Source organism: Ruegeria sp. Ofav3-42 (genome assembly GCF_022347725.1).
Lineage (GTDB): Bacteria > Pseudomonadota > Alphaproteobacteria > Rhodobacterales > Rhodobacteraceae > Ruegeria.
The window spans coordinates 236,332-257,166 of sequence record NZ_JAKRGB010000002.1 but is presented as its reverse complement, the minus strand read 5'-3'; the positions used below and the strand labels follow the sequence as shown (position 1 = coordinate 257,166).

Here is a 20,835-nt window from a genome sequence, read left to right as displayed (position 1 = left end):
AACTGCGCGCCCCTGCCCTCAGACAATGCTGTTCAACGCAATTATTCGACCGTGATGTTGCCAGTGATCGTGTTTACGAATTTCTTGGTGTCGGGATCAGTCAGCGAAGAAAATGTTCCGCCGCCCGTTGCACTGGCCCATCCACCCGAACCTCCGGACACGGTCCAGTCGCCGGTCAGAGCACCGTCCGCACCAAATCCCGTGGCCGTCCAGGTCATCACCGCCTTTTCCCCCGATGCGGTTTCGAACACGCAGTTCCCAGTGCCCGAGACCCCGGCCCCATTAATCAGCAGCGCACCGAAACACGCGCCACTTGCCCCTTCCAGCGGATGACCGGCGGCAACTTCGAAACTGTCATATCCGGTCTGCGTGTTCACCACGGCATGGCCGTCCGAGATTTCGATGACCTTGTTCGAATTCACCCCCATCCCCTTGCCCGCAGCGTCATACGTTTCCGCATTTGCTGAGGCGGTGGACGAAGCGATGCCAAAGATAGTGACGGCAGTTGCTTCAAAGAACTTGTGCATAATACCCTCTCTTTTCTGAGGTTCGGGCGTTGCAAGCGTCTGAACAATCATTGAATCCGCTTGAACGCGGCTCCCCCGGACACAATAACACATTGCGATGTATCGGTCTAAAACTGTCAGATTGCTGACGGACTGGTCACAGCACGATCGCGATGAGTTCGGCCAATCCGATTAAGCCCAGCAAAACGTTCGACGTCAGGATCAGCCCTTTCAAATTTCGCGCCTTTATCCCGCGGCCAAAACTGCTGTTCGCAAAAGCGTCGTCCATGTCGCCACGCAGGTTTTCGACGTCCTCAAGCGCGGTCTTGCCCGCAAGAACACCATAGGCCGTCACCCCAATCACCAACACGATCAACGGCAGAGCAAGCCCCTCGGGACCAAACCCGATGATCGCGGCAAGGCCGACAAAGGCAAAGATCGAGGTGCGCATGATGTCGTAATAGTGGTCGAGACGATGCATCGAAATCTGAGAACGCAGCTGCGGGTCCATAACACTTCCCCCTATGAAAAACTTGTTTGGAATGAGGGGAGTGTATCACTTATTGCGGGGTTTCAGAAATTTGAGGGTTGGGCGGTGCGGGTCAGAGGGGGAGAGGCTCATCTCGGAAACGGTCCTGTGGACCGTTTCAGGGCCGAACGGGCGGAGGCTCGGGGCGTAAAAGCGTTTGCAGCGTTTAATCTGCAGAGCTGAGGGCAGCGCCGACCCGAGGGGAGGCGCAAACGCGCCGCCCCATGGGGGCGGGTCGGCGCGGCCCGGCGGTGCCGCCAGGCGAGTGGGTTGAAACGCAAAGCAAACACTGTAGCCAAACTCAAGACCAATACGACTTGCAAGATGCCTCGGCCTAGTGTCATCTGGCGTTAAATTATTGAAAGAGTGAAGAAATTGAAACGCTCAAGCATCTCAACGCATCGCGCGCGACAACTGATTACTGCAATAAACTCTGCACATTTAGATCGATCAAACTACAAGACTCTACAGTCCCAAATAAACGAGCTATTTCAAGGTTACGCCCTCAAAGGAATGTCTTTAGCCCAAGATCAAATGATCTATCGGGGACGTGTGATGGCAGGAAAACCCAGCAGCATTGATGAACTAAAAGCACCACCAGCCGAAGCAGTTAAAGGTTTTCAACGCTGCAACTCGCCCGGCAATCCCATGTTTTATGGTGGTTTCGTTCTTGGGGCCATTTTTGCGGAAGTAATTGGACCGGACACATCCGACGGAAAGATATTCGTTTCAAGGTGGGTGGCACCCGAAGGTTTCTTTGCGGTCGAACTTCTACCGAAAGAAAACCAGGCTGAAATGGATACGAGTAGAACACAAGCAATCGTTGACACATTCATCGAAACAAAATTCGTGGGTCGTGTACACGAAACTTACTCAAACGACTATAAAGTAACCGCAGCAATTGCAGAAAAGGCTCTCTCTGGAAGCCTTTCCGAAGAAGCCAATGACGGTTTTCCAATTACACCCAAAGAAGGAGAGGGGCTGGGCTGCATAATCTACCCAAGCGTACAAGCAACAGGCCGTGGTCCAAATGTGGCGATGATCCCAAGTTATGCGAATAGGCACCTAATCCCAGATTGCGTCGAAGAAATCCACTTCCGGCGTAAGTCGGAAGAAAGCTTTGAAATAAATCGAATTGACTACGCTAAGCCAAGCCTAACAGACAACACTCTGGTTTGGACCGGGAAACAATTACACTGGACGGTTGACAGTGGATCAACGGCTACAGTTGGCGTCGAGGGAGGGCAGTATGTTGTAAGAGATGAAAGCGGCAAAACAGTACTTAGCCCATAAGGTCATTCCCTTACCCCACCGTGTGGGCACGCAGTTGGCCGCGCCAACCGCTTCCGCCCACCCGCCGTAAAAACAGCCAGCTTTTAGCTGTCCATTTTTAAGGCGCTAATAAACGCCTCCTGTGGAATATCCACCTTCCCGAATTGACGCATCTTCTTTTTCCCCGCCTTCTGCTTGTCCAGCAGTTTGCGTTTCCGCGTGGCGTCGCCTCCGTAGCATTTCGCGGTCACGTCCTTGCGTAAGGCGCTCAGGGTCTCGCGGGCGATGACCTTGCCTCCGATGGCGGCCTGGATCGGGATTTTGAACATGTGGCGCGGGATCAGGTCCTTCAGCTTTTCGCACATCGCGCGGCCCCGCATCTCGGCCCGGTCGCGGTGAACCATGGTCGACAGCGCATCCACCGGTTCGTCGTTCACCAGTACCGACATCTTGACCAGATTATCCTCGGTATAGCCGGTCATCTGATAGTCGAATGAGGCATAGCCCTTGGTCACCGATTTCAGGCGGTCGTAGAAGTCAAACACGACCTCGTTCAGCGGCAGGTCATAAACGACCATGGCGCGGCTGCCCGCATAGGTCAGGTCCAGCTGGATGCCGCGGCGGTCCTGACAGAGTTTCAGCACGTCGCCGAGGTATTCGTCAGGCACCAGGATGGTCGCCTTGATGCGCGGCTCTTCGATATGGTCGACCTTCGACGGGTCGGGCATGTCGGCGGGGTTGTGCAGCTCGATCATCTCGCCGTCTTTCATGTAGACGTGATAGATCACCGACGGCGCGGTTGTGATGAGCTCGATATCATATTCGCGTTCAATGCGGTCGCGGATGACCTCAAGGTGCAACAGCCCGAGGAAGCCGCAGCGGAAGCCAAAGCCCAGAGCGGCCGAGGTTTCCATTTCAAAGCTGAAGCTGGCGTCGTTCAGGGCCAGTTTGTCGATCGCATCGCGCAGGTCTTCGAATTCGGAGCTATCGACGGGGAAGAGACCACAGAACACCACCGGTTGCGCGGGTTTGAAGCCGTCCAGCGCGTCTTCGGTCCCGTTGCGGTCATTGGTGATCGTGTCGCCGACGCGGGTGTCGCGGACCTGTTTGATCGAAGCGGTGAGAAAGCCGATCTCACCGGGGCCGAGGCTGTCGACCATCTCCATCTCCGGGCGGAAGACGCCAACGCGGTCCACATGGTGCAGAGTGTTGTTCGACATGAACTTGACCCGCATCCCCTTTTTCAGCGTGCCGTCCATGATGCGGACCAGAACAATGACGCCGAGATAGGCGTCGTACCAGGAATCCACCAGCATTGCCTTGAGCGGCGCGTCCACGTTGCCCTGCGGTGCGGGCAGTTGCTGCACGATGGCCTCGAGCGTCTCATGGATGCCCTGCCCGGTCTTGGCCGAGACCTGAATGGCGTCGGTCGCGTCGATGCCGATCACATCCTCGATCTGTTCGGCCACACGGTCACAGTCGGACGCGGGCAGGTCGATCTTGTTCAGCACCGGTACGATCTCATGATCGGCGTCGATGGCCTGATACACGTTCGCAAGCGTCTGCGCCTCGACCCCTTGGGTCGAGTCCACAACCAGCAACGAGCCTTCGACCGCGCGCATGGACCGCGAGACCTCATAGGCGAAGTCCACGTGGCCGGGCGTGTCGATCAGGTTCAGCACATATTTCTCGCCATTGTCGGCGGTATAGTCGATGCGAACCGTGTTGGCCTTGATGGTGATGCCACGCTCGCGCTCGATATCCATGCTGTCGAGCAGCTGTTCCTTCATGTCGCGATCCTTAACCGTTCCGGTCTCTTGAATGAGCCGGTCAGCAAGGGTGGATTTGCCATGGTCGATATGCGCGACGATGGAGAAATTGCGGATATGAGCGAGGTCTGTCATGGAAGGGGATATGTAGAGGAATCGTGGGTTGGTCAAGGTGGATTGGCTTGCCCCAGCCCCTATCTTTCAGTCAGGAAGACCCGATCGAACCGGCCTTGGCGCAAATCTTCTACTTCGATCCAAAATGTGAGGATCGCACCTGCATGTTCGAAGTCAATGTCTCGATCTTCCTCTAACGTAAGAAGCGGGATTGCCGATCGATCACTACTTAACTCTGTCCCGCCCAAAAGATAGTTGATGGTGATCCTTGGCATAGGGTTCCGGCGATCCACACCAGAAGCCAAGAAATCAGTGAGGTGCTTGTTCAGTTTTCTTCGGATTCTACCTGAGGCATCCAAAGTTGCTTGGGAAGCATAGCGGTTGACCTGCCCTGTGTTGATTCCTTCAAATTTGTGGAATGAAATATTCCATTGCCGGTAGCCTTTTGTCGGGCGGTCGATGTACCAAAACGAAGCGAGAGATGTTTCATCTACGGTTGGCATCTCTGGCGTCTGTCGAGGCGAAATCCCGCTAACATCTTCCTGTACATAGATCACCTTTGATCCACCACTATCCAGCGAGCCAAGCGGTGCGACAATTGTATCATAGAAGAAAAACAGCGTACCCGTTTGGGGCAATCCCAGCTCAACCGATTCCGGTGGCAGCTCAGCGAGATTGATCTGGGCGAGAAAATGCATCGGAGCCTGAGGAACTCCATTTTCTTCGAAATAAGGCCACTCAATTTCTGGCGGCAAGTGAGGTTCGCCACCAAGCCAACATCCCGGCGCTCCTGTCACGTCTCTGTTGGGCGATTTGACAAGCAAGATACCGGTTCTCTTTGCATCATCTACAACCGCATTGAGTTCAGATTCCGAAAGTTCACGCGCCCATTCAGCGTACAAAGCCTCTTTGTCTGTTTTTTGCATCTTGATGATTTCCGCCCCTAAGCTACCAAGCTGGTCAAATTCTCAAAATTAGTACCGTGGCACAAAACGCGACATTCCCAGCCAGTACAATCACTTTTTCGCACCTCCCGATTGATCCCGAATCCACTTTGATTCATACTCCGCCGCAGACCGAGAGGGGCAGAAGACCCGTCCGGGCAGGCAAAAACGAGGCATGAGCATGAAACAGTTCCTCCTAATCGCATTTTGTGCGGCATCGCTGACAGCAATAGCTCCGGTTGTGGACGCGGCGCAGATCAAACGGGCGTGTCTGGCGTCGGATCGCTCGGCGGCGACGCGGGATCGGTGCAGTTGCATTCAGCGGGTGGCCAATCAGGCATTGACCCGCAGCGATCAGAAGACCGTTGCAAAGTGGTTCAAAGACCCGCATCAGGCGCAAGAGCTCAAGATGTCGAAATCCGCGCGCGATGATGCGCTGTGGGATCGCTATCAGAACTTCGGCCAGATGGCGCAGGCGATCTGCAGCTAGTCTGATCAATCCTTGACCTGATCAACGCTGCGCCTCAGAAAAGGCGCAGCGAAAGGTATGTCAAATGGTTATGAAAGGGCTGACCCTGCGTGGTCTCGAAGTGTTCGAGGCACTGGCGCGGACGGGTTCGGTGGCGCAAGCCGCCGAAATCACGGGGCTCAGTCAGCCATCGGTTTCCCAACAATTGCGCAATCTGGAAAATGCGTTGGGCACCGATCTGGTGGACCACGGACGGCGCCCGATGCGTCTGACACAAGCCGGGCGCAGCTTTCTGGCGCGAACCGAGGCAGTTCTGGCCGAGCTGCAGATGGCGCAGAGTGAGTTGACCGTGATGGACCTTGGCCACCTTGCAACCCTGTCCATCGGCCTGATCGACGATTTCGACAATGACCTGACGCCGCGCCTCGCGACACTGCTGGCTGAAAGTCTGACGCGGTCAAAGTTCAAACTGATCACCCTGCCCAGCCTTGATCTGTTCGAGGAACTTGAAGCCCAGCGTCTTCATCTGGTGGTATCAGCCCATAGTGGCGAGGTGCTCGAGGGCGTCGTTGAGTATCCGCTTGTGCGTGACCCGTTTATTCTGGTGACACCCAAAGGGATTGAGAACGCCATGCAGGAACTGCCCTTCTTGCGCTATGCGCGCGAGCAACTGATCAGCCGCCAGATCGAGGCACATCTGGCGCGGCAGCAGCTGGAGTTCGAAGAGCGTTTCGAGATCGGCTCGCACTTGGCACTGATGGCGATGGTTGCACGCGGCCTCGGCTGGGCTATCACGACACCGTTGGGATTTATGCGGGCGGCGCGTTTTCATGACGGGCTTGAGGCGCACCCCGCCCCAATCGGAGACGTTTCGCGAACGATATCTCTATTCACCCGCACAGACTGGTCCGACCAGGTTCCGCAAGAGGTCGCCGGGATGATGCGCCGCCTGATGGGCAGTCAGATCGTCGACCCGGCGCTGGCACAATTACCGTGGCTGAACAACCGATTGAAGCTGATGAACTAGCCGCGCAAATGGGCATCAAGACCCTCGACCGCCACCTCGATCAGGTCCAGCGCGCCGTCGAAATCACGGGTATAGTACGGGTCGGGCACGTGGTCAGCGCCAATCTGTGGCGCAAAATCCGTCAGCAAACGAACCGGGGTCTCGTTGCCTGCAGGCCGCAAGTCCTCGATATCGGCAATATTGTTGGCATCCATGCCTATGATCAGATCGAACCGGTCAAAATCCCCGGCCACGAATTGACGCGCTCGCAGGTCGTTCAACTCTATCCCTCGCGCCCGCGCAGCCTTTTGCATCGGGCCATAAGGCGGTTCTCCGATATGCCAACCAGAGGTTCCGGCACTGTCGGTATTGTGGTGGGGCGCGCGGGCGCGAAAGACGCCCTCGGCCGCGGGGGAACGGCAGATATTGCCCAGACAGACGAACAGGATACGGTGGGTCATGAACCATTGTGTAACGCGAAGGGTTGAGATGGAAAAGATCGTCATTCTGACAGGGGCCGGGATTTCCGCCGAAAGCGGGCTGGGCACGTTCCGCGATGAAGGAGGCCTGTGGGCGCAGCACCGGATCGAAGACGTTGCCACCCCAGAAGGATTTGCCCGCGATCCGCAGCTGGTACACGGGTTCTATAACGCCCGTCGGGCGCAAGCCGCCAAGGCGCAACCCAATGAAGCTCACGAAGCGATTGCGAGGCTGCAACGTGACTGGCCCGGCGAGGTTGTGATCGTCACTCAAAACGTCGACAGCCTGCATGAAGGCGGCGGCGCCAGGGACGTAATTCACATGCACGGCACACTGGCAGGCGCGCTCTGCGCGGCCTGTAACCACCATTGGACCGCACCGCCAGAAATGGCAGTAGGGGAGCCCTGCCCCGCTTGCGCGGCCCCGACAGCGCGACCAGATGTGGTCTGGTTCGGAGAGATGCCTTACCACATGGACGACATTTACGACCATCTGGCCGGGGCTCGCCTGTTTGCCGCCATCGGCACTTCAGGTCAGGTCTATCCCGCGGCAGCCTTCGTGCATGAGGCCGCTATGGCGGGTGCCAGAACAGTTGAACTGAATCTCGCCCCTTCAACCGGCGCGTCGAGTTTCGACGAAGTCATACTGGGCCCCGCCACCGAAACCGTTCCGCGCTGGGTCGACCGTCTAATGGGCCAACGCTAAGGTAAAATCCGCAGACACGGGCGGATTTTCCTGTTTATAGTAAAGGCGTAACAAGCTGGGAGACCCAGATGGCAGACCCCCAAAACCAACAGGGTGAAATCCTTGACGATGGCACCCTCGATGATCGTGATGCCCTTGGAAATCAGCTGACCGACCTTTGGTGGACATTCCTTCTGCGCGGGATTTTGGCCGGTGCATTGGGGATTGCCGCCCTGTTCTGGCCGACAGGAAGTATCGCGTTGTTGCTACGGTTGGTTGGGTTGCTTCTGGTTCTCGATGGTGGCCTGACCTTGCTGGGCTTCGGACGGCGCGGGCTGATCGGAGGCTTTGGCGTTGGCGCCCTTTTGATCGGGCTGGTTCTGCTAATCTGGCCGGAAGGCGTTGCCCGGCTGGCGTTTTTCCTGCTGGGTGCCTGGGCGTTGATCGTCGGCATTGGCTCTCTGATGGCATGGCGGCAGATGTCGGGAGATCACCCTGATGCCCCAACAGTACGCAATTCGGGAATCGTAGCGCTTGTGATCGGGCTCGTGCTACTGTTCTGGCCCGGAAGTGGCATGGTGGCTCTCGGCTGGGCAATCGCATTCTCTGCGCTAGCCTTTTCCGCAATCATGCTCTGGCTGGCTATGCGATTCAAACGCGCCCATGACCGCGTGGCCATGCGGGTGGTCAATCGCTGATCTCGGTCCCACAAGGACAACAGGCCGGGTGAAACCCGGCCTGACGCATGGATGACGGCCGCAAAGCGGTCTGAAGACAGGCGTTGCTTCAGTGAGAATGCGTGCCGTGACCGCCAGCGTCCTGACGCTCGAGGTCGACAGGAATCTCGACCTCTACCTCGCCCGCATTCTCGAAAATCAACTTCACGGGAACCATCCCGCCCTGCTCGAACGGGGCCGTCAGGCCCATGAACATCACGTGGTCGCCGCCGCGTTTCAGCATGTGGGTCTCACCGGCAGGAATTGCGAATCCATCTTCTACGTGAGTCATCTTGGCCACGCCATTTTCGTCAACAATATGGGTGTGCAATTCGACCCGTGCAGCAGCGTCCGATTGCACACCGATCAGCCGATCATCGGCATCCCCGGTGTTTTGAATCATCATGAAGGCGGCACCCGCCTTAGCCGTCTTGCCCGATGACCGTGCATAAGCGTCGTCAACGGTGATCGTATCCTGCGCAAAAGCGGCAGTGGCAAGTGTTGCAGCGGCCAGGGTGGCCAGAAGTTTGGATGTGAGGGACATGGCGCCTCTCCTGTACTTAGTGTCTGATAAGGTAGGGAAACGAGTCAGACACCTGCAGGAGGCGCACGGGCCGGCTTGGATGGGACCGGCAGAGCGATCAGATTGTCCGCCTCGCGACAAGGTACCGGACGGTCGCTTTCGGGTGCAATCGGCAGCGCTGGATCCGCGACGGTTACCGCCCCCAACAGGGTCAGCGCATAATCCGGGCAGAAATGGGGAGGCTGAGTTGGCTGCCCCTCGGCATCCATATAGACCACGACGGGCCCAGAGCCGGTACATAGCACCATCTGACCAACGGCCCGGTCCATTCCACGCGATGCCGAAACCCCCTGCCCCGTCAGAATGACGAGCAGCGAAAGCACAAACGGCAGGAATCTATTCAGAACAGGCTTCATCCTGTCCCCGATATAGGCCTGGGACAAAGGGGGCTTCAAGCGCAATCAGATGCGCAAGAAGCCCTAGGCCGGGAGGATTATGTCAGCGATCCGGCTCGGGACGCTTGACGGACCCTTTGGTCAGGCTTGTGTGCAGCCGATTCACCTGACGCTGCATCCGTAGACATGCCCCAACTGACTTGCCGAATAATGCGGCCAACAGGGAGAAAGAGTTGAAAGACTTGAAAGACATGAGAATTAACTCCGCCAGATGAATATGCCTAAACATAAGATGACAGAGGCGTATTGTATGTGAACAATGTCACCCAAACCGCAAATTTAATTCGATTTTAAGAACAGACGCACTGCCCATGAAAAAAGCCCTGCACCGGGTGGTACAGGGCTCAAATTCTCTCAGTAAAAAGGAATTAGGCCGAAGCTTGCGCCTTGGCGATTTCCTTTTTCACTTTCAGTGCGTTTTCGGACAGCTCTTCGTCCTTGGCTTTCGCCAGGAACGCGTCCAGACCACCGCGGTGGTCCACCGAACGCAGCGCAGCAGCCGAGATGCGCAGCTTGACGCCACGACCCAGAGTTTCCGACTGCAGGGTGACGTCATTCAGGTTGGGCAGAAAACGACGACGAGTTCTGTTTTTGGCGTGGCTGACATTGTTGCCAGTCATCGGGCCTTTTCCGGTCAGTTCGCAACGGCGCGACATGGTTTCTTCCTTTGTTTCTGGAGGCCGGGCATTACGCCCTCGGCCAAATCACAAGGGGCGCAACCCGAAGTCGCGCCCGAAAACTGGTTGGATGCGTGTAGTGGGAATCGCTGGCGGGGTCAAGCCATATGCCACGCTTTCACGACACCAAGTTTTTATTTATGCCCGCAACGCGTTTCAATGCGTGTTCTTCCAGCACCACCCACCTGGAATTCGCCGCTGCCGCGGCCAATCCTCCCCAGTAGCGAGGGTTTTTCGGACGCGCTGCCCGATGTTAGCCGAACGACTCTTTCAGGTAATAGTCGCTGCCGCAGCAACAGCGTTTGCAATCTGACGTATCGGCCACTTTGACCGATCACCGAAGTTACAGAATGACCTTCGAAACACAACCTTGCGGTTTTCATCGCCGGGAACGCCTCTTGAAGCATCCTTGCGTTCAACAAATCGGCCCGATTGAACGGATCAACCAGAAAGAGGCCCTGAACAGGACATCCGCGACTCGACAACGCCCCGAGATCGGGATCGAACTCTTTCGCCCATTCTCTAAACCGCCGGTCAAACGGGACGTGATCTTCGTAAATCGAAAACTCCGGGGGAAACGGCGACAACCGACTTTAGGTTCAACGCCCTTGCAAGGCGCAGGCCGGCATATCCGCCCATTGGAAAACCCATCGACGGTACTTGTTCCAAACCCCGCGTCAGTCTTGAGAGACAAGCTTCAGGTTCGGTCGATTCAGAGTTGACATACCAATCGTTCAGGCGGGGCTAGCCCGAATTCTTAAGTGAGGCGCGCAATCGATCTCCGTCGAAAACCCTGTATTGCCGCAAAATTCGACCACTCTGATAATTGAACGACTGGGCCGTCCACCCGGCGCTTGGCACATTGAATTGCACGTGACAAGGCCGCCCTTTCCGCGCGGCTAAATATCGCAACTCAGCCGACCCGGACCAGAGGCTTTTTGTTCTTGAGGTGCCGGGCGACCAGCTGTGCCTGCTGACGTCCTTTTGGAATATATCGCGCCGGGTTTGGATTGTGGTTCACATCTGCCAACTCCGGAAAGATATCGAATATCTCACGCCGCGCCTCGGGGCTGAGGGCCTTGAGCGCCTCGGGCCCGGTAAACAGGCTTTCGCTCGGGGCATTTTCGGCAAAAACGATTTCGTGCCGATCAAACAGCAGATGGTAGTACTCGACGCTGTCGACCGTTTCATCGACGAAAATCCCCGGCAGCGCGGTCAGCTTGATCGCCGGAATCAGAACCTCGGTCGCGCCAAACATCCGTTCGGCGATTTTTGACTGCACCAGCATCCTGTGTTGCCGTGAGACCAACAGATCGCGATCTGGCAAGCCGTTGCCCAGCGCACCGGCCAGAATGCGCACAGGGCGACGTTTTGGATCGTCTGCAAGCTCGCTGGCCACAAACACACGGCGACCGATCCAGCGGATGGGTTGCAGTCCGTTCCCTTGCGTCGCGATCAGGTCTCCGGTCCGAAGATCCTGAATTCGGACTGGTCCATGTTGCGTCTGGATCAGAGTGTCACGCGTAAAACAGAGAAACCCGGTTCCGGATTCAAAGCCGCTGTAGGTGGTGACAATCCCCGAGGGCAATTCAAAAGTGCCGCTGGAAAGTGAGTAAGATACCCCGTCGACAACGGTGAACGTCCCGAAATTGGCGTCGGTTACAACAGTGCCCACCGGAAGGTTCAGGGCGTCCTGTCCGGAACCGCCTCTGACATCCCCGGTGACTTCGGTACGAATGAAGTTCAGGGTGTCATTTCCCTGACCCAGACGGATGTCGCCAATCAGCGCGTCATAGACAGTGACCGTGTCCGAGTTGCGACCGGCGTTGAGTTGCCCGCCAATTTCGGCGTTGAAGATCGTAATGTCATCATTTCCGGCGTTGCCGCGAACGTCGCCGGAAATCGTGCTACTGACCACGTTGATCTGATCATCGCCGCCGCGGGCGCGGATATCATCAATAGGCGAGCCTTCGGGCGACCCGTTCAGCGTCCCCTGGTCGCCCGTGACGTCAATATTGTCGGCACCATTTGTCCCTCTGATATCGGGCATGTGCGGCGGTCTCCGGTGCGCTCATCTTGCGGCTTGCGCAGATTTGGACCTACAGCCCCCCTCCATATCGGCGCAATCAAAAGATTGTATTCCGGACCAGAATACATGTTTTCGACGCTCTCACCACCTCTGGCAATCGCTGTCGCCTAGTCTGTTGCCAGTATGCGCAGCATTCGGCTTGCAGCTGCCGTCGGGCTCAGGTTCCCCGAACCGACCTCAGAACCCAGACGCTCCATCTCGGCGCGAGCAGCTGGTGTGTCCAATTGTGACAGCAGGGCGTGCCGCACTTCCTGATCGAACCAAAACTGTGCCTGTGCCGCGCGATTTTCGTCCCAATTCCCGCTCTCACGCCGCCAGCTTGTCAGGGCCTGCATTTCCTCCCAGGCCTTCTCAAGCCCGTGTTCCTCGACTGCTGAGACAGTCATCGCCTTGGGGAAACCCTCGGGGTCTTGCGGGCGTTTGCGTAATAAGCGCAAGGCACCGGCGTAATCGGCGCAGGTGCGGGTGGCGGTGGCCTTCAGATCTCCGTCCGCCTTGTTCACCAGGATCATGTCGGCCATTTCCATGATCCCACGCTTCACACCCTGCAACTCATCTCCGCCTGCGGGCGCAAGCAACAGCAGGAACAGGTCGGACATTTCGGAAACAACGGTTTCGGATTGCCCGACCCCTACGGTTTCGATCAGCACGACGTCAAACGCGGCAGCCTCACAAAGGGCAATCGCCTCACGCGTGCGGCGCGCAACACCGCCCAGATGCGTTTGGCTGGGCGACGGGCGGATAAAGGCGTTTTTCTCGCGGCTCAGGCGCTCCATCCGGGTTTTGTCACCCAGAATCGACCCCCCCGAACGCGCTGAGCTTGGGTCGACAGCCAGAACCGCCACACGCAGCCCCTGACCGGTCAGCATCATACCAAAGCTCTCGATAAAGGTGGACTTACCCACCCCCGGCGTACCTGACAGCCCAATGCGCAGGGATTGCCGCCCGGACTTGGCCAGATGTGCCAGCAATTCGGACGCCTGCGCACGGTGATCGGCGCGGCCACTTTCGACCAGAGTGATTGCACGGGCCAGCGCGCGCCGGTCCCCGTTCAAAATCTTGTCACCTAGGCTGTCTATTTCCATTCCGACCCCGATATTTTGCGGCACGACTACTTGCCGCCCCGGCGGGTGATTTGTCCAGACCGGACCTTTGAGGAAAGGTACCCAATGCATGCAATTCGCGCCCAAGTGTTGCTTATGGTCCTCTGTTGGCTGCCCACCACGGGCATGGCCGAACAGAGTCGATTTGCCCTGCGGGCGCTGGGGGTCAAGGTGGGCGAATTGGTTCTGGTGTCAGACTTGAACGCGTCCCGCTATGTCGTCGAGGGACAGCTTACGACAACCGGTCTGGCCGGAGCGATCAAGCGTGTGCGCTTTGTGCTTGAGGCTCAGGGTCGCCGGAAAGGCGCACGGTTTATACCAAGCCTTTACGTCGAGGATATGGACACGGGCCGTCGGATATCACGCGTGAGGCTTGATTACAGGAACGGTATTGCACGTGCCAGTGGCCCTAAGATCAGTGATCGCAGCAACTATGCCGTGACGGATGCACAGCAACGCGGCGCGGTGGATCCGCTGACCGGCATTTTCATGGTTCTGCGGGATCAGAACCCGACCGAGCTTTGTACTCTGCGGCAAAAACTGTTCGACGGCGAACGGCTGACAGAAATCGCTCTTACCCGTCAGATAGATGAAAACGGTGGTGTTCGCTGCGTGGGCACCTTTACCCGGCTTGCGGGTTACCCGCCCGGTGACCTGCGCACCGGCAGCCGATTTCCTGTATCAGTGACCTATGAGCCTGCTGGCAGCGTGATGCGTGCGACGCGGGTCGAGGCGCAGACGATTTACGGCCCGGCCGTCGTCCTTCGCAAATAGCGGAACTGGACCTTACCCGATGGTTGGCGGATAAAGCGCCAATGACCTTACGACTGCCCATCGATGACGCCGTTCCTGATCTGCTAGCCGCGCTGAAGGCCAATGGCCGGGCTGTTCTGCAGGCTCCTCCGGGTGCGGGCAAGACGACGCGGGTGCCTTTGGCTATGCACGAGGCCGGGTTATGCAACGGCAAAATTGTCATGCTAGAGCCGCGCAGGCTTGCCGCACGCGCTGCCGCCGAACGGATGGCGGAAACGCTGGGGCAGCGCGTCGGAGAGACCGTAGGTTACCGCGTGCGTGGTGAGGCGAAAGTCTCCAAGGCAACCCGTATCGAGGTCGTGACCGAGGGCATTCTGACCCGAATGCTGCAATCCGATCCGGATTTGCCGGGCGTCGGCGCAGTAATCTTCGATGAATTCCACGAGCGTTCTCTGAATGCTGATCTTGGGCTTGCGTTGTGCCTTGAAGTCACTGGCGCGCTACGTGACGACCTGATCCTGCTGGCCATGTCCGCGACGCTGGACGCAGAGCCAGTTGGTAAACTGATGGGGGCGCCGCTGGTGACGTCCGAGGGCCGCAGTTACCCGGTCGAAACCCGCTGGCTGGACCGCCCCTTGGGTGCACAGGCGCGACGACTGGATGCGCTTGTCGATCTGGTGGTTCAGGCCGAGCGTGAAACCAAAGGCGGGATGCTGGTCTTCCTGCCCGGCGAGGGCGAGATCCGCCGGGTCGAGGCCGCTTTGTCCGGTCGGCTGCCGGGTGACTGCACGGTGCGCCCTCTGTTCGGCGCAATGCCCTTTGCCGCGCAGCGCGCGGCGATTGCTCCGGTTAAGATGGGACGCAAGGTGGTGCTGGCGACCTCGATCGCCGAGACCTCGCTGACCATTCCTGACATCCAGGTGGTGGTCGACATGGGACAGGCGCGGCGGGCGCGGTTCGATCCGGGCTCTGGCATGTCACGGCTGGTGACCGAACGGGTAACGCGCGCCGAAGCCACCCAGCGCGCTGGCCGCGCGGGACGCGTGGCCGAGGGCGTGTGCTATCGTCTGTGGTCCAAGGGCGAAGACGGTGCGCTGGCCGCCTACCCGCCCGCCGAGATTGAAGCCGCAGACCTGACCGGGCTGGCGCTGGAACTGGCGTTATGGGGCGCGGAACCCGACGATTTGGCTTTTCTGACACCACCGCCCGAGGGCACGATGGCCGAGGCGCGCGCCTTGCTGGCAATGCTGGGGGCCTTGGACCCCAAAGGCCGGATCACCGACCATGGCCGGGCCTTGGCAGCACTGCCTCTGCACCCCCGACTGGGGCACATGCTGGAATCCGCCGGATCAGAGAGCGCAACGCTGGCTGCCCTGATGGCCGAACGAGATCCCCTGAAAGGTGCCCCCGCGGATATGCTGCTGCGGCTTGAGGCGCTGCGCGATCCGCGTGCGTTTCAACGCAACCGGGTTTGGCAGGTCAATTCCGGGGCGTTGGAGCGGATCAAGGCCGAAACCAAACGACTTAAAAAACCGGGTGGCCCCACTGACCTGAGTCCCGCCGCGATGGCCGCCCTGGCCTACCCCGACCGGATTGGGCAACGTCGCAAGGGCGACGTCCCTCGCTATGTTCTGTCAGGCGGCAAAGGCGTGGTGCTGGCAAATGACGACACACTCGCCGCCGCGCCGTATCTGGTGGTCACGGACACCGACGGAAACCCGCGCGAAGCGCGTGTGCGAATGGCGGCTCAGATCTCGGAACGCGAAATCAGGGACCTGTTTGCGGATCAGATCGATTGGGTTGAGACCTGCGACTGGTCAAAACGCGAGCGTCGCGTTATTGCACGCCGTCAGGAACGCTTTGGCGCAATTACTCTGGATGACCGCATCTGGAAGGACGCACCGGATGAGGCCGTAGCCCGCGCAATGCTTGACGGAGTACGCGATCTGGGTCTGCGCCTAAACGGCGCTGCGGCGCGGTTGGCCGCACGTGTGGAACTGGTGCGGGCTGAAGGTGTCGATCTGCCGGATTTCTCGATCGACGCGTTGATGGACACACTTGAAGATTGGCTGCTGCCCATGCTCTCGGGCCAGCGTAATGCCGACGACTGGAAGAAGTTCGATCTACTGCCTGCTCTGCGCGCTCGTCTGGACTGGACCCAGACGCAGGAGGTGGATCGCCGCGCGCCGGGATCTTTCGAGACCCCGCTGGGCCGCAAGGTGCCGATTGACTACAGTGGTGCCGTGCCCGAGATTTCAGTCCGCTTACAGGAACTGTTCGGCGTCACCCGGCACCCGATTGTCGGTGGCGAAGCCTTGAAGATCACGCTCCTGTCTCCGGCGCAACGCCCAATCCAGATCACACGCGATCTGCCGGGGTTCTGGGCAGGATCTTATGAGGACGTCCGCAAGGATATGCGCGCGCAGTACCCGAAACATCCTTGGCCCGAGGATCCAACCCAAGCTGATCCGACTTTGCGCGCCAAACGACGAGCTCGTTAATTTTCCTTTAGGAAACTTTCGGCCCACAACAGAAACATTGATGCATCAGAAATAAACTGTTAAGACGCGTCACTTTAAAACTGGAAGCGCACGACACAGTTTATGCTCATGACGTCATGGCTGCAAAATATGTGGGAAGAGGTCGCCCGACCTTTTATCCTGCGCCCTTACAGGGTGCAGTTTGCAGCCCTGTGCGTACGTGACACAGAAGATGGCGAAGAAGTGCTGCTCATAACCAGCCGCGACACGGGTCGCTGGGTTATTCCCAAGGGTTGGCCGATGGACGGTAAGGACGGGGCCGAAGCCGCCATGCAAGAAGCATGGGAAGAGGCTGGCGTACGTGCGAAGCACCTGGACCGGGATTCGGTGGGTCACTTCACATATGACAAGAAATTGGACGATGGGTCAGCAGTGCCTGTCCGCACGAGCGTTTACCGCATAGACATAGAAGATCTGGCAGAGGACTACCCCGAGGCCGGTCAGCGCAAGCGCAAATGGTTTCCTCCGAAAGAGGCCGCGAATCTGGTGCACGAACCAGAACTCAGCGCCCTGCTGCGGCATTTGTAACAAATTCCAACAAACTTCTGTGAGGCTGGTTGCAACACCTGTGGCAAGCCTTTAACCGCACCGGTTAAACCAAACCACCCTCAGAAAACCGATGTCGAACACAAACCGAAAAGCCCGCTGGCAGGCGCTGGACAGCGATCTGCACCGAATTTCCCGCATTGAGCACGCGAACGTCCATGTGGCGCGCCCGATGTTGGCCCCGGGGATTGCACTGGCGTTTATCGCGCTTGCCGGGCTGACCGCTGCGGTGCTGTTCGGCCGGGCAGATGGCGGATTAATCGTGATCGCGGCCGCCGGTTTCGGGGCTTATATGGCGATCAACATCGGTGCAAACGATGTCGCCAACAACATGGGTCCTGCGGTGGGGGCAAATGCCCTGACCATGGGCGGTGCCATCGCAATCGCCGCCGTCGCGGAAAGTGCCGGCGCTTTGCTGGCGGGCGGAGATGTGGTGTCCACGATTTCAAAAGGGATCATCGACCCTGCATCAGTCCAGAACAGCAACGTGTTCATCTGGGCGATGATGGCGGCGCTGATTTCATCGGCGATGTGGGTCAACCTCGCCACCTGGGTCGGAGCACCCGTATCAACGACACACTCGGTCGTGGGCGGCGTGATGGGGGCCGGTATCGCGGCCGCTGGCCTAAGCGCCGTAAGCTGGGGCACAATGAGCGCGATTGCCGCCAGTTGGGTGATTTCACCGGTTCTGGGCGGTGTCATCGCCGCGGGTTTTCTCGCGCTGATCAACGCAAAGATACAAAACCAGGACGACAAGATTGCGGCTGCCCGTCGCTGGGTGCCAATCCTTGTGGCTTTGATGGCAGGCGCGTTTTCCACCTATCTGGCCGTCAAAGGCCTGAAGCGGATCGTAAAAGTCGATCTCGAATTCGCCCTGCTGATCGGACTGGCCTCGGGCGCGCTGGTCTGGTCCATGACCGTTCCATGGGTTCGCCGCAAATCCGAAGGGCTGGAAAACCGCACAAAGTCATTGAAAACGCTGTTCGGTCTGCCTTTGGTCATTTCGGCCGCATTCCTGAGCTTTGCGCACGGCGCCAATGACGTCGCCAATGCTGTTGGTCCGCTGGCTGCGATCGTGCACGCGGCTGAGTTCGGAGATTTTGCCACAAAAGTGTCGATCCCAACCTGGGTGATGGTCATCGGTGCCTTTGGTATCTCGTTCGGTCTGTTCCTGTTTGGCCCCAAACTGATCCGGATGGTGGGCAGCCAGATTACCAAACTGAACCCGATGCGCGCATTCTGCGTCGCGCTGTCTGCGGCGATTACTGTGATCATCGCAAGCTGGCTGGGTCTGCCAGTCAGTTCAACCCATATCGCCGTTGGTGCCGTATTTGGCGTCGGGTTCTATCGCGAGTGGCACCAGAATCGCCAGCGGGACCGAACCAACCGTCAGCGCCCGCCCGAGCAGCGACTTGCGCGGGAAGAACAGCGGCGGCGCAAGCTGGTACGTCGGTCGCATTTCATGACGATCGTCGCCGCCTGGGTGATTACTGTTCCGGCGGCTGCGTTCATGTCGGCTGCGATCTTCTGGATGTTGACGGCGTTCAGCTGAGCCGTACGGCCAGAACGACGCTTCGTTCATGGTATGATTTGATCCGGGGACAGGCTCTTGTCGGGTTTTTGTTCGACAAGTGTCCTAACTTTCGCGCAGATCGGCGTCGACCGCCCGCATTGCTTACCCTGACGAATGATTTCACCCTGCAAACTGTCGATTTCCGTCGGTCGCCCTGCCATCAGATCGTAAGCCATTGATGTTCGCGCACTGGGATCGATGGTCAACATCCGCGCTGCGATCCGGGTGAACAGAGGTGTGGGCAAACGCAGGATATGAGGCGTCATCCACGCAGGTAATGGAGTGGTCGACGCAACCGGATGACCAGCGGCCCGTAGTACGACCAAAGCTTCGGCCATCTGGTCGGCCATCAGGCAACGCCACTTACGATCCAGTAGTTGATCCTTTAACGTCAAACCCGACAGCGCATTCAGCGCATTGTTCAGGTTGATAACCAGCTTACCCCACTGGACGGCCTCTATGTCGTCGCTTTCGATCACCGGCAGATCAGGAGAACTGAGCATCTGCCCCAAACCGCCGGGGCCACACTGGATCACGATATCGCCGGACGTCGCACGGTGAAAACCAGCCGGTTCGGAGGGCACAACATTAAAGGGTACCATTCCGGCCCGGACGTCGTGATCCGGCAAAGCAGAGCGCAGCGTCCGCGCGTTCTCCATCCCATTTTGCCACGATAAAACGGGCGCCGATACAGGGACAAGCCGTGCAATCTGACTTGCTATATCGGCCGTGGCCGCGGCCTTCACGGTCACGATCACCAACTCTGAACCGTGCAAGCACTCGGCGTCTTCGGTCAACGTCAGTTTCTTTGCCGCCACGTGACAGCGCAGGCCTGAGAAATCAGTGACGGTCAATCCTTGCGCGCGGATCGGGTCCAGAATACGGGCGCGGCCCAATAAAGTCAGGTCATGGCCGGCATCGGCCAGTAACGCCCCGCAATAACATCCAATGCTGCCCGCACCCGCGATCACTATCTTCATGACATCCCTCCCCAATCGGGAGGATTGCCGGTATCAGGCATTCGGACAAGGCCCCCTGACGCTTGGTCAGCGTGCCAACCGTGGCCGCGTGCGCTCCAGTTCTTCCGAGATGGGAATGAATTCCTCATCGTCGCCCGGCGGCAGGTGGAAAGCACCATTCGCCCAATCGGCAGACTTCCATTCGCGGGTGGCGTTTTCGATCTTTTCTTTCGAGGAGGATACGAAGTTCCACCAGATATAGCGGTCTTCGCCCAATGTCGCGCCGCCCAGCAACATCAGCCGCGCCCCGAGGGGGCCAGCCTTGACCGACAGATGATCACCCGGACGGAACACCATCATGCGGCCTTCTTCGAACGTGTCGCCCGCGATCTCGACCGAACCCTGAGTGACATACACGCCGCGATCTTCGTGGTCGTCGGGCAATGGGAATGCTGCACCTGGCTCTAGCTGCACGTCCAAATAGAAGGTTTCGGACAGCATCGTGACAGGGCTGTTTTCGCCATAGGCCGATCCCAGGATCAACCGGGCGCTGACACCTTTGTCTTCAATATGCGGCAAAGCAACCTGCTTGTGATGTTCGAAATCGGGGGCCATGTCCTCATGCGCTTCCGGCAGGGCAATCCAGGTCTGGATGCCGAACAGGCTGTGCCGTTTGCCCCGCGTTTCTTCGCTGGTGCGCTCGGAATGGGTCACGCCGCGACCGGCAACCATCCAGTTTACCTCGCCGGGGTAAATCATCTGATGCGTACCAAGGCTGTCCCGGTGTTCAAACTCACCCTGATACAGATAAGTGACCGTACCCAAACCAATATGCGGGTGCGGGCGAACGTCGATTCCACCGTCGGTGATAAACTCGGCAGGCCCCATCTGGTCGAAGAAAATGAACGGCCCGACAAGCTGACGCTTGACCGAAGGCAGCGCGCGGCGCACCTCAAACCCGCCCAGATCGCGGGCGCGCGGGATAATCAATGTCTCAAGCGATGCGTTATCCGTCTTGCATTCGGGGTTGTGGGTGGGGTTCCAACTCATGCCTGCTCTCCCGTGATCTGTGCGGTTCGTTCACTGGTGCAGGATATAATTCAAATATATGCGTTTCAATTTGCACAA

General features: G+C 58.3%; 21 protein-coding genes. 9 read left to right on the top strand and 12 right to left on the bottom strand.

Translation table 11 applies throughout. From position 1 onward, the window contains the following. Positions 1-41: 41 nt before the first annotated feature. Positions 42-527: a hypothetical protein gene (locus MHN28_RS04000; RefSeq protein WP_239336151.1), complete on the bottom strand. Its 486-nt coding sequence runs from the start codon at positions 525-527 to the stop codon at positions 42-44. A gap of 136 nt (positions 528-663) precedes the next feature. Continuing rightward, positions 664-1,017, bottom strand: a complete 354-nt coding sequence (locus MHN28_RS03995; RefSeq protein WP_239336149.1) for a hypothetical protein — start codon at positions 1,015-1,017, stop codon at positions 664-666. Between the two features lie 393 nt (positions 1,018-1,410). On the opposite strand from MHN28_RS03995, the gene MHN28_RS03990 reads away from it, so the two are divergent. Continuing rightward, positions 1,411-2,328 (top strand): hypothetical protein, encoded by a 918-nt coding sequence (locus MHN28_RS03990; RefSeq protein WP_239336147.1) that lies wholly within the window; start codon positions 1,411-1,413, stop codon positions 2,326-2,328. Between the two features lie 83 nt (positions 2,329-2,411). Here MHN28_RS03990 and lepA read toward each other — a convergent pair whose 3' ends face one another. Both lepA and MHN28_RS03980 read right to left on the bottom strand, forming a co-directional pair. Beyond that, entirely contained in the window at positions 2,412-4,211 is a 1,800-nt protein-coding gene (gene lepA, locus MHN28_RS03985) for a translation elongation factor 4 (protein ID WP_239336145.1), read from the bottom strand. Positions 4,212-4,270: 59 nt separating this feature from the next. After that, positions 4,271-5,116, bottom strand: coding sequence for a DUF1963 domain-containing protein (locus MHN28_RS03980; protein WP_239336137.1), 846 nt, complete (start codon positions 5,114-5,116; stop codon positions 4,271-4,273). Between the two features lie 199 nt (positions 5,117-5,315). On the opposite strand from MHN28_RS03980, the gene MHN28_RS03975 reads away from it, so the two are divergent. Both MHN28_RS03975 and MHN28_RS03970 read left to right on the top strand, forming a co-directional pair. Then, positions 5,316-5,624 (top strand): hypothetical protein, encoded by a 309-nt coding sequence (locus tag MHN28_RS03975; RefSeq protein WP_239336134.1) that lies wholly within the window; start codon positions 5,316-5,318, stop codon positions 5,622-5,624. Positions 5,625-5,688: 64 nt separating this feature from the next. Further along, positions 5,689-6,630, top strand: a complete 942-nt coding sequence (locus MHN28_RS03970) for a LysR family transcriptional regulator (protein ID WP_239336131.1) — start codon at positions 5,689-5,691, stop codon at positions 6,628-6,630. Here the strand turns inward: MHN28_RS03970 and MHN28_RS03965 are convergent. Then, positions 6,627-7,070 (bottom strand): low molecular weight protein-tyrosine-phosphatase, encoded by a 444-nt coding sequence (locus tag MHN28_RS03965; RefSeq protein WP_239336842.1) that lies wholly within the window; start codon positions 7,068-7,070, stop codon positions 6,627-6,629. The genes MHN28_RS03970 and MHN28_RS03965 overlap by 4 nt on opposite strands. A gap of 28 nt (positions 7,071-7,098) precedes the next feature. Between MHN28_RS03965 and MHN28_RS03960 the strand changes: the two genes are divergently transcribed. Beyond that, positions 7,099-7,794, top strand: coding sequence for an NAD-dependent deacylase (locus MHN28_RS03960; RefSeq protein WP_239336128.1), 696 nt, complete (start codon positions 7,099-7,101; stop codon positions 7,792-7,794). Positions 7,795-7,862: 68 nt separating this feature from the next. Further along, positions 7,863-8,471, top strand: a complete 609-nt coding sequence (locus MHN28_RS03955; RefSeq protein WP_239336125.1) for an HdeD family acid-resistance protein — start codon at positions 7,863-7,865, stop codon at positions 8,469-8,471. An 88-nt stretch (positions 8,472-8,559) separates the two neighbouring features. Here the strand turns inward: MHN28_RS03955 and MHN28_RS03950 are convergent, their stop codons facing one another. The 5 genes from MHN28_RS03950 to meaB all read right to left on the bottom strand — a co-directional run bounded on the left by MHN28_RS03950 (position 8,560) and on the right by meaB (position 13,318). Next, positions 8,560-9,033 (bottom strand): copper chaperone PCu(A)C, encoded by a 474-nt coding sequence (locus MHN28_RS03950; protein ID WP_239336122.1) that lies wholly within the window; start codon positions 9,031-9,033, stop codon positions 8,560-8,562. Positions 9,034-9,077: 44 nt separating this feature from the next. After that, positions 9,078-9,428 (bottom strand): hypothetical protein, encoded by a 351-nt coding sequence (locus MHN28_RS03945; RefSeq protein ID WP_239336119.1) that lies wholly within the window; start codon positions 9,426-9,428, stop codon positions 9,078-9,080. Between the two features lie 407 nt (positions 9,429-9,835). Further along, on the bottom strand, positions 9,836-10,123 hold the full coding sequence (gene rpmB / locus MHN28_RS03940; protein ID WP_239336116.1) for a 50S ribosomal protein L28: 288 nt from the start codon (positions 10,121-10,123) through the stop codon (positions 9,836-9,838). Between the two features lie 934 nt (positions 10,124-11,057). Then, entirely contained in the window at positions 11,058-12,194 is a 1,137-nt protein-coding gene (locus tag MHN28_RS03935) for a Hint domain-containing protein (RefSeq protein WP_239336113.1), read from the bottom strand. Positions 12,195-12,340: 146 nt separating this feature from the next. Continuing rightward, positions 12,341-13,318 (bottom strand): methylmalonyl Co-A mutase-associated GTPase MeaB, encoded by a 978-nt coding sequence (meaB, locus tag MHN28_RS03930; protein ID WP_239336111.1) that lies wholly within the window; start codon positions 13,316-13,318, stop codon positions 12,341-12,343. 84 nt (positions 13,319-13,402) lie between these two features. Here meaB and MHN28_RS03925 point away from each other — a divergent pair, with 84 nt between their 5' ends. From MHN28_RS03925 to MHN28_RS03910, 4 genes are all read left to right on the top strand, one after another. After that, positions 13,403-14,110 carry a DUF3108 domain-containing protein gene (locus MHN28_RS03925; protein WP_239336110.1) on the top strand — a complete coding sequence of 236 codons (708 nt, stop codon included), beginning with the start codon at positions 13,403-13,405 and terminating at the stop codon, positions 14,108-14,110. A 41-nt stretch (positions 14,111-14,151) separates the two neighbouring features. After that, positions 14,152-16,590 (top strand): ATP-dependent helicase HrpB, encoded by a 2,439-nt coding sequence (hrpB, locus tag MHN28_RS03920; protein WP_239336109.1) that lies wholly within the window; start codon positions 14,152-14,154, stop codon positions 16,588-16,590. Positions 16,591-16,692: 102 nt separating this feature from the next. Then, complete coding sequence (locus tag MHN28_RS03915) at positions 16,693-17,157, top strand: NUDIX hydrolase (protein ID WP_370645650.1); 465 nt, start codon at positions 16,693-16,695, stop codon at positions 17,155-17,157. Positions 17,158-17,248: 91 nt separating this feature from the next. Continuing rightward, positions 17,249-18,727 carry an inorganic phosphate transporter gene (locus MHN28_RS03910; RefSeq protein WP_239336107.1) on the top strand — a complete coding sequence of 493 codons (1,479 nt, stop codon included), beginning with the start codon at positions 17,249-17,251 and terminating at the stop codon, positions 18,725-18,727. Positions 18,728-18,753: 26 nt separating this feature from the next. On the opposite strand, the gene MHN28_RS03905 is transcribed toward MHN28_RS03910, so the two are convergent. Together MHN28_RS03905 and MHN28_RS03900 are read right to left on the bottom strand one after the other, a co-directional pair. Then, entirely contained in the window at positions 18,754-19,728 is a 975-nt protein-coding gene (locus MHN28_RS03905) for a 2-dehydropantoate 2-reductase (protein ID WP_239336105.1), read from the bottom strand. A 66-nt stretch (positions 19,729-19,794) separates the two neighbouring features. After that, positions 19,795-20,757, bottom strand: a complete 963-nt coding sequence (locus MHN28_RS03900; protein ID WP_239336103.1) for a pirin family protein — start codon at positions 20,755-20,757, stop codon at positions 19,795-19,797. Between the last annotated feature and the right edge of the window lie 78 nt (positions 20,758-20,835).

Excerpts from the sequence above, each read along its gene's own strand:
- MHN28_RS04000 (WP_239336151.1), bottom strand. The coding sequence starts at position 527 with ATGCACAAGTTCTTTGAAGCAACTGCCGTCACTATCTTTGGCATCGCT.
- MHN28_RS03995 (WP_239336149.1), bottom strand. The coding sequence starts at position 1,017 with ATGGACCCGCAGCTGCGTTCTCAGATTTCGATGCATCGTCTCGACCAC.
- lepA (WP_239336145.1), bottom strand. The coding sequence starts at position 4,211 with ATGACAGACCTCGCTCATATCCGCAATTTCTCCATCGTCGCGCATATC.
- MHN28_RS03980 (WP_239336137.1), bottom strand. The coding sequence starts at position 5,116 with ATGCAAAAAACAGACAAAGAGGCTTTGTACGCTGAATGGGCGCGTGAA.
- MHN28_RS03975 (WP_239336134.1), top strand. The coding sequence starts at position 5,316 with ATGAAACAGTTCCTCCTAATCGCATTTTGTGCGGCATCGCTGACAGCA.
- MHN28_RS03970 (WP_239336131.1), top strand. The coding sequence starts at position 5,689 with ATGGTTATGAAAGGGCTGACCCTGCGTGGTCTCGAAGTGTTCGAGGCA.
- MHN28_RS03965 (WP_239336842.1), bottom strand. The coding sequence starts at position 7,070 with ATGACCCACCGTATCCTGTTCGTCTGTCTGGGCAATATCTGCCGTTCC.
- MHN28_RS03960 (WP_239336128.1), top strand. The coding sequence starts at position 7,099 with ATGGAAAAGATCGTCATTCTGACAGGGGCCGGGATTTCCGCCGAAAGC.
- MHN28_RS03955 (WP_239336125.1), top strand. The coding sequence starts at position 7,863 with ATGGCAGACCCCCAAAACCAACAGGGTGAAATCCTTGACGATGGCACC.
- MHN28_RS03950 (WP_239336122.1), bottom strand. The coding sequence starts at position 9,033 with ATGTCCCTCACATCCAAACTTCTGGCCACCCTGGCCGCTGCAACACTT.
- MHN28_RS03945 (WP_239336119.1), bottom strand. The coding sequence starts at position 9,428 with ATGAAGCCTGTTCTGAATAGATTCCTGCCGTTTGTGCTTTCGCTGCTC.
- rpmB (WP_239336116.1), bottom strand. The coding sequence starts at position 10,123 with ATGTCGCGCCGTTGCGAACTGACCGGAAAAGGCCCGATGACTGGCAAC.
- MHN28_RS03935 (WP_239336113.1), bottom strand. The coding sequence starts at position 12,194 with ATGCCCGATATCAGAGGGACAAATGGTGCCGACAATATTGACGTCACG.
- meaB (WP_239336111.1), bottom strand. The coding sequence starts at position 13,318 with ATGGAAATAGACAGCCTAGGTGACAAGATTTTGAACGGGGACCGGCGC.
- MHN28_RS03925 (WP_239336110.1), top strand. The coding sequence starts at position 13,403 with ATGCATGCAATTCGCGCCCAAGTGTTGCTTATGGTCCTCTGTTGGCTG.
- hrpB (WP_239336109.1), top strand. The coding sequence starts at position 14,152 with ATGACCTTACGACTGCCCATCGATGACGCCGTTCCTGATCTGCTAGCC.
- MHN28_RS03915 (WP_370645650.1), top strand. The coding sequence starts at position 16,693 with ATGCTCATGACGTCATGGCTGCAAAATATGTGGGAAGAGGTCGCCCGA.
- MHN28_RS03910 (WP_239336107.1), top strand. The coding sequence starts at position 17,249 with ATGTCGAACACAAACCGAAAAGCCCGCTGGCAGGCGCTGGACAGCGAT.
- MHN28_RS03905 (WP_239336105.1), bottom strand. The coding sequence starts at position 19,728 with ATGAAGATAGTGATCGCGGGTGCGGGCAGCATTGGATGTTATTGCGGG.
- MHN28_RS03900 (WP_239336103.1), bottom strand. The coding sequence starts at position 20,757 with ATGAGTTGGAACCCCACCCACAACCCCGAATGCAAGACGGATAACGCA.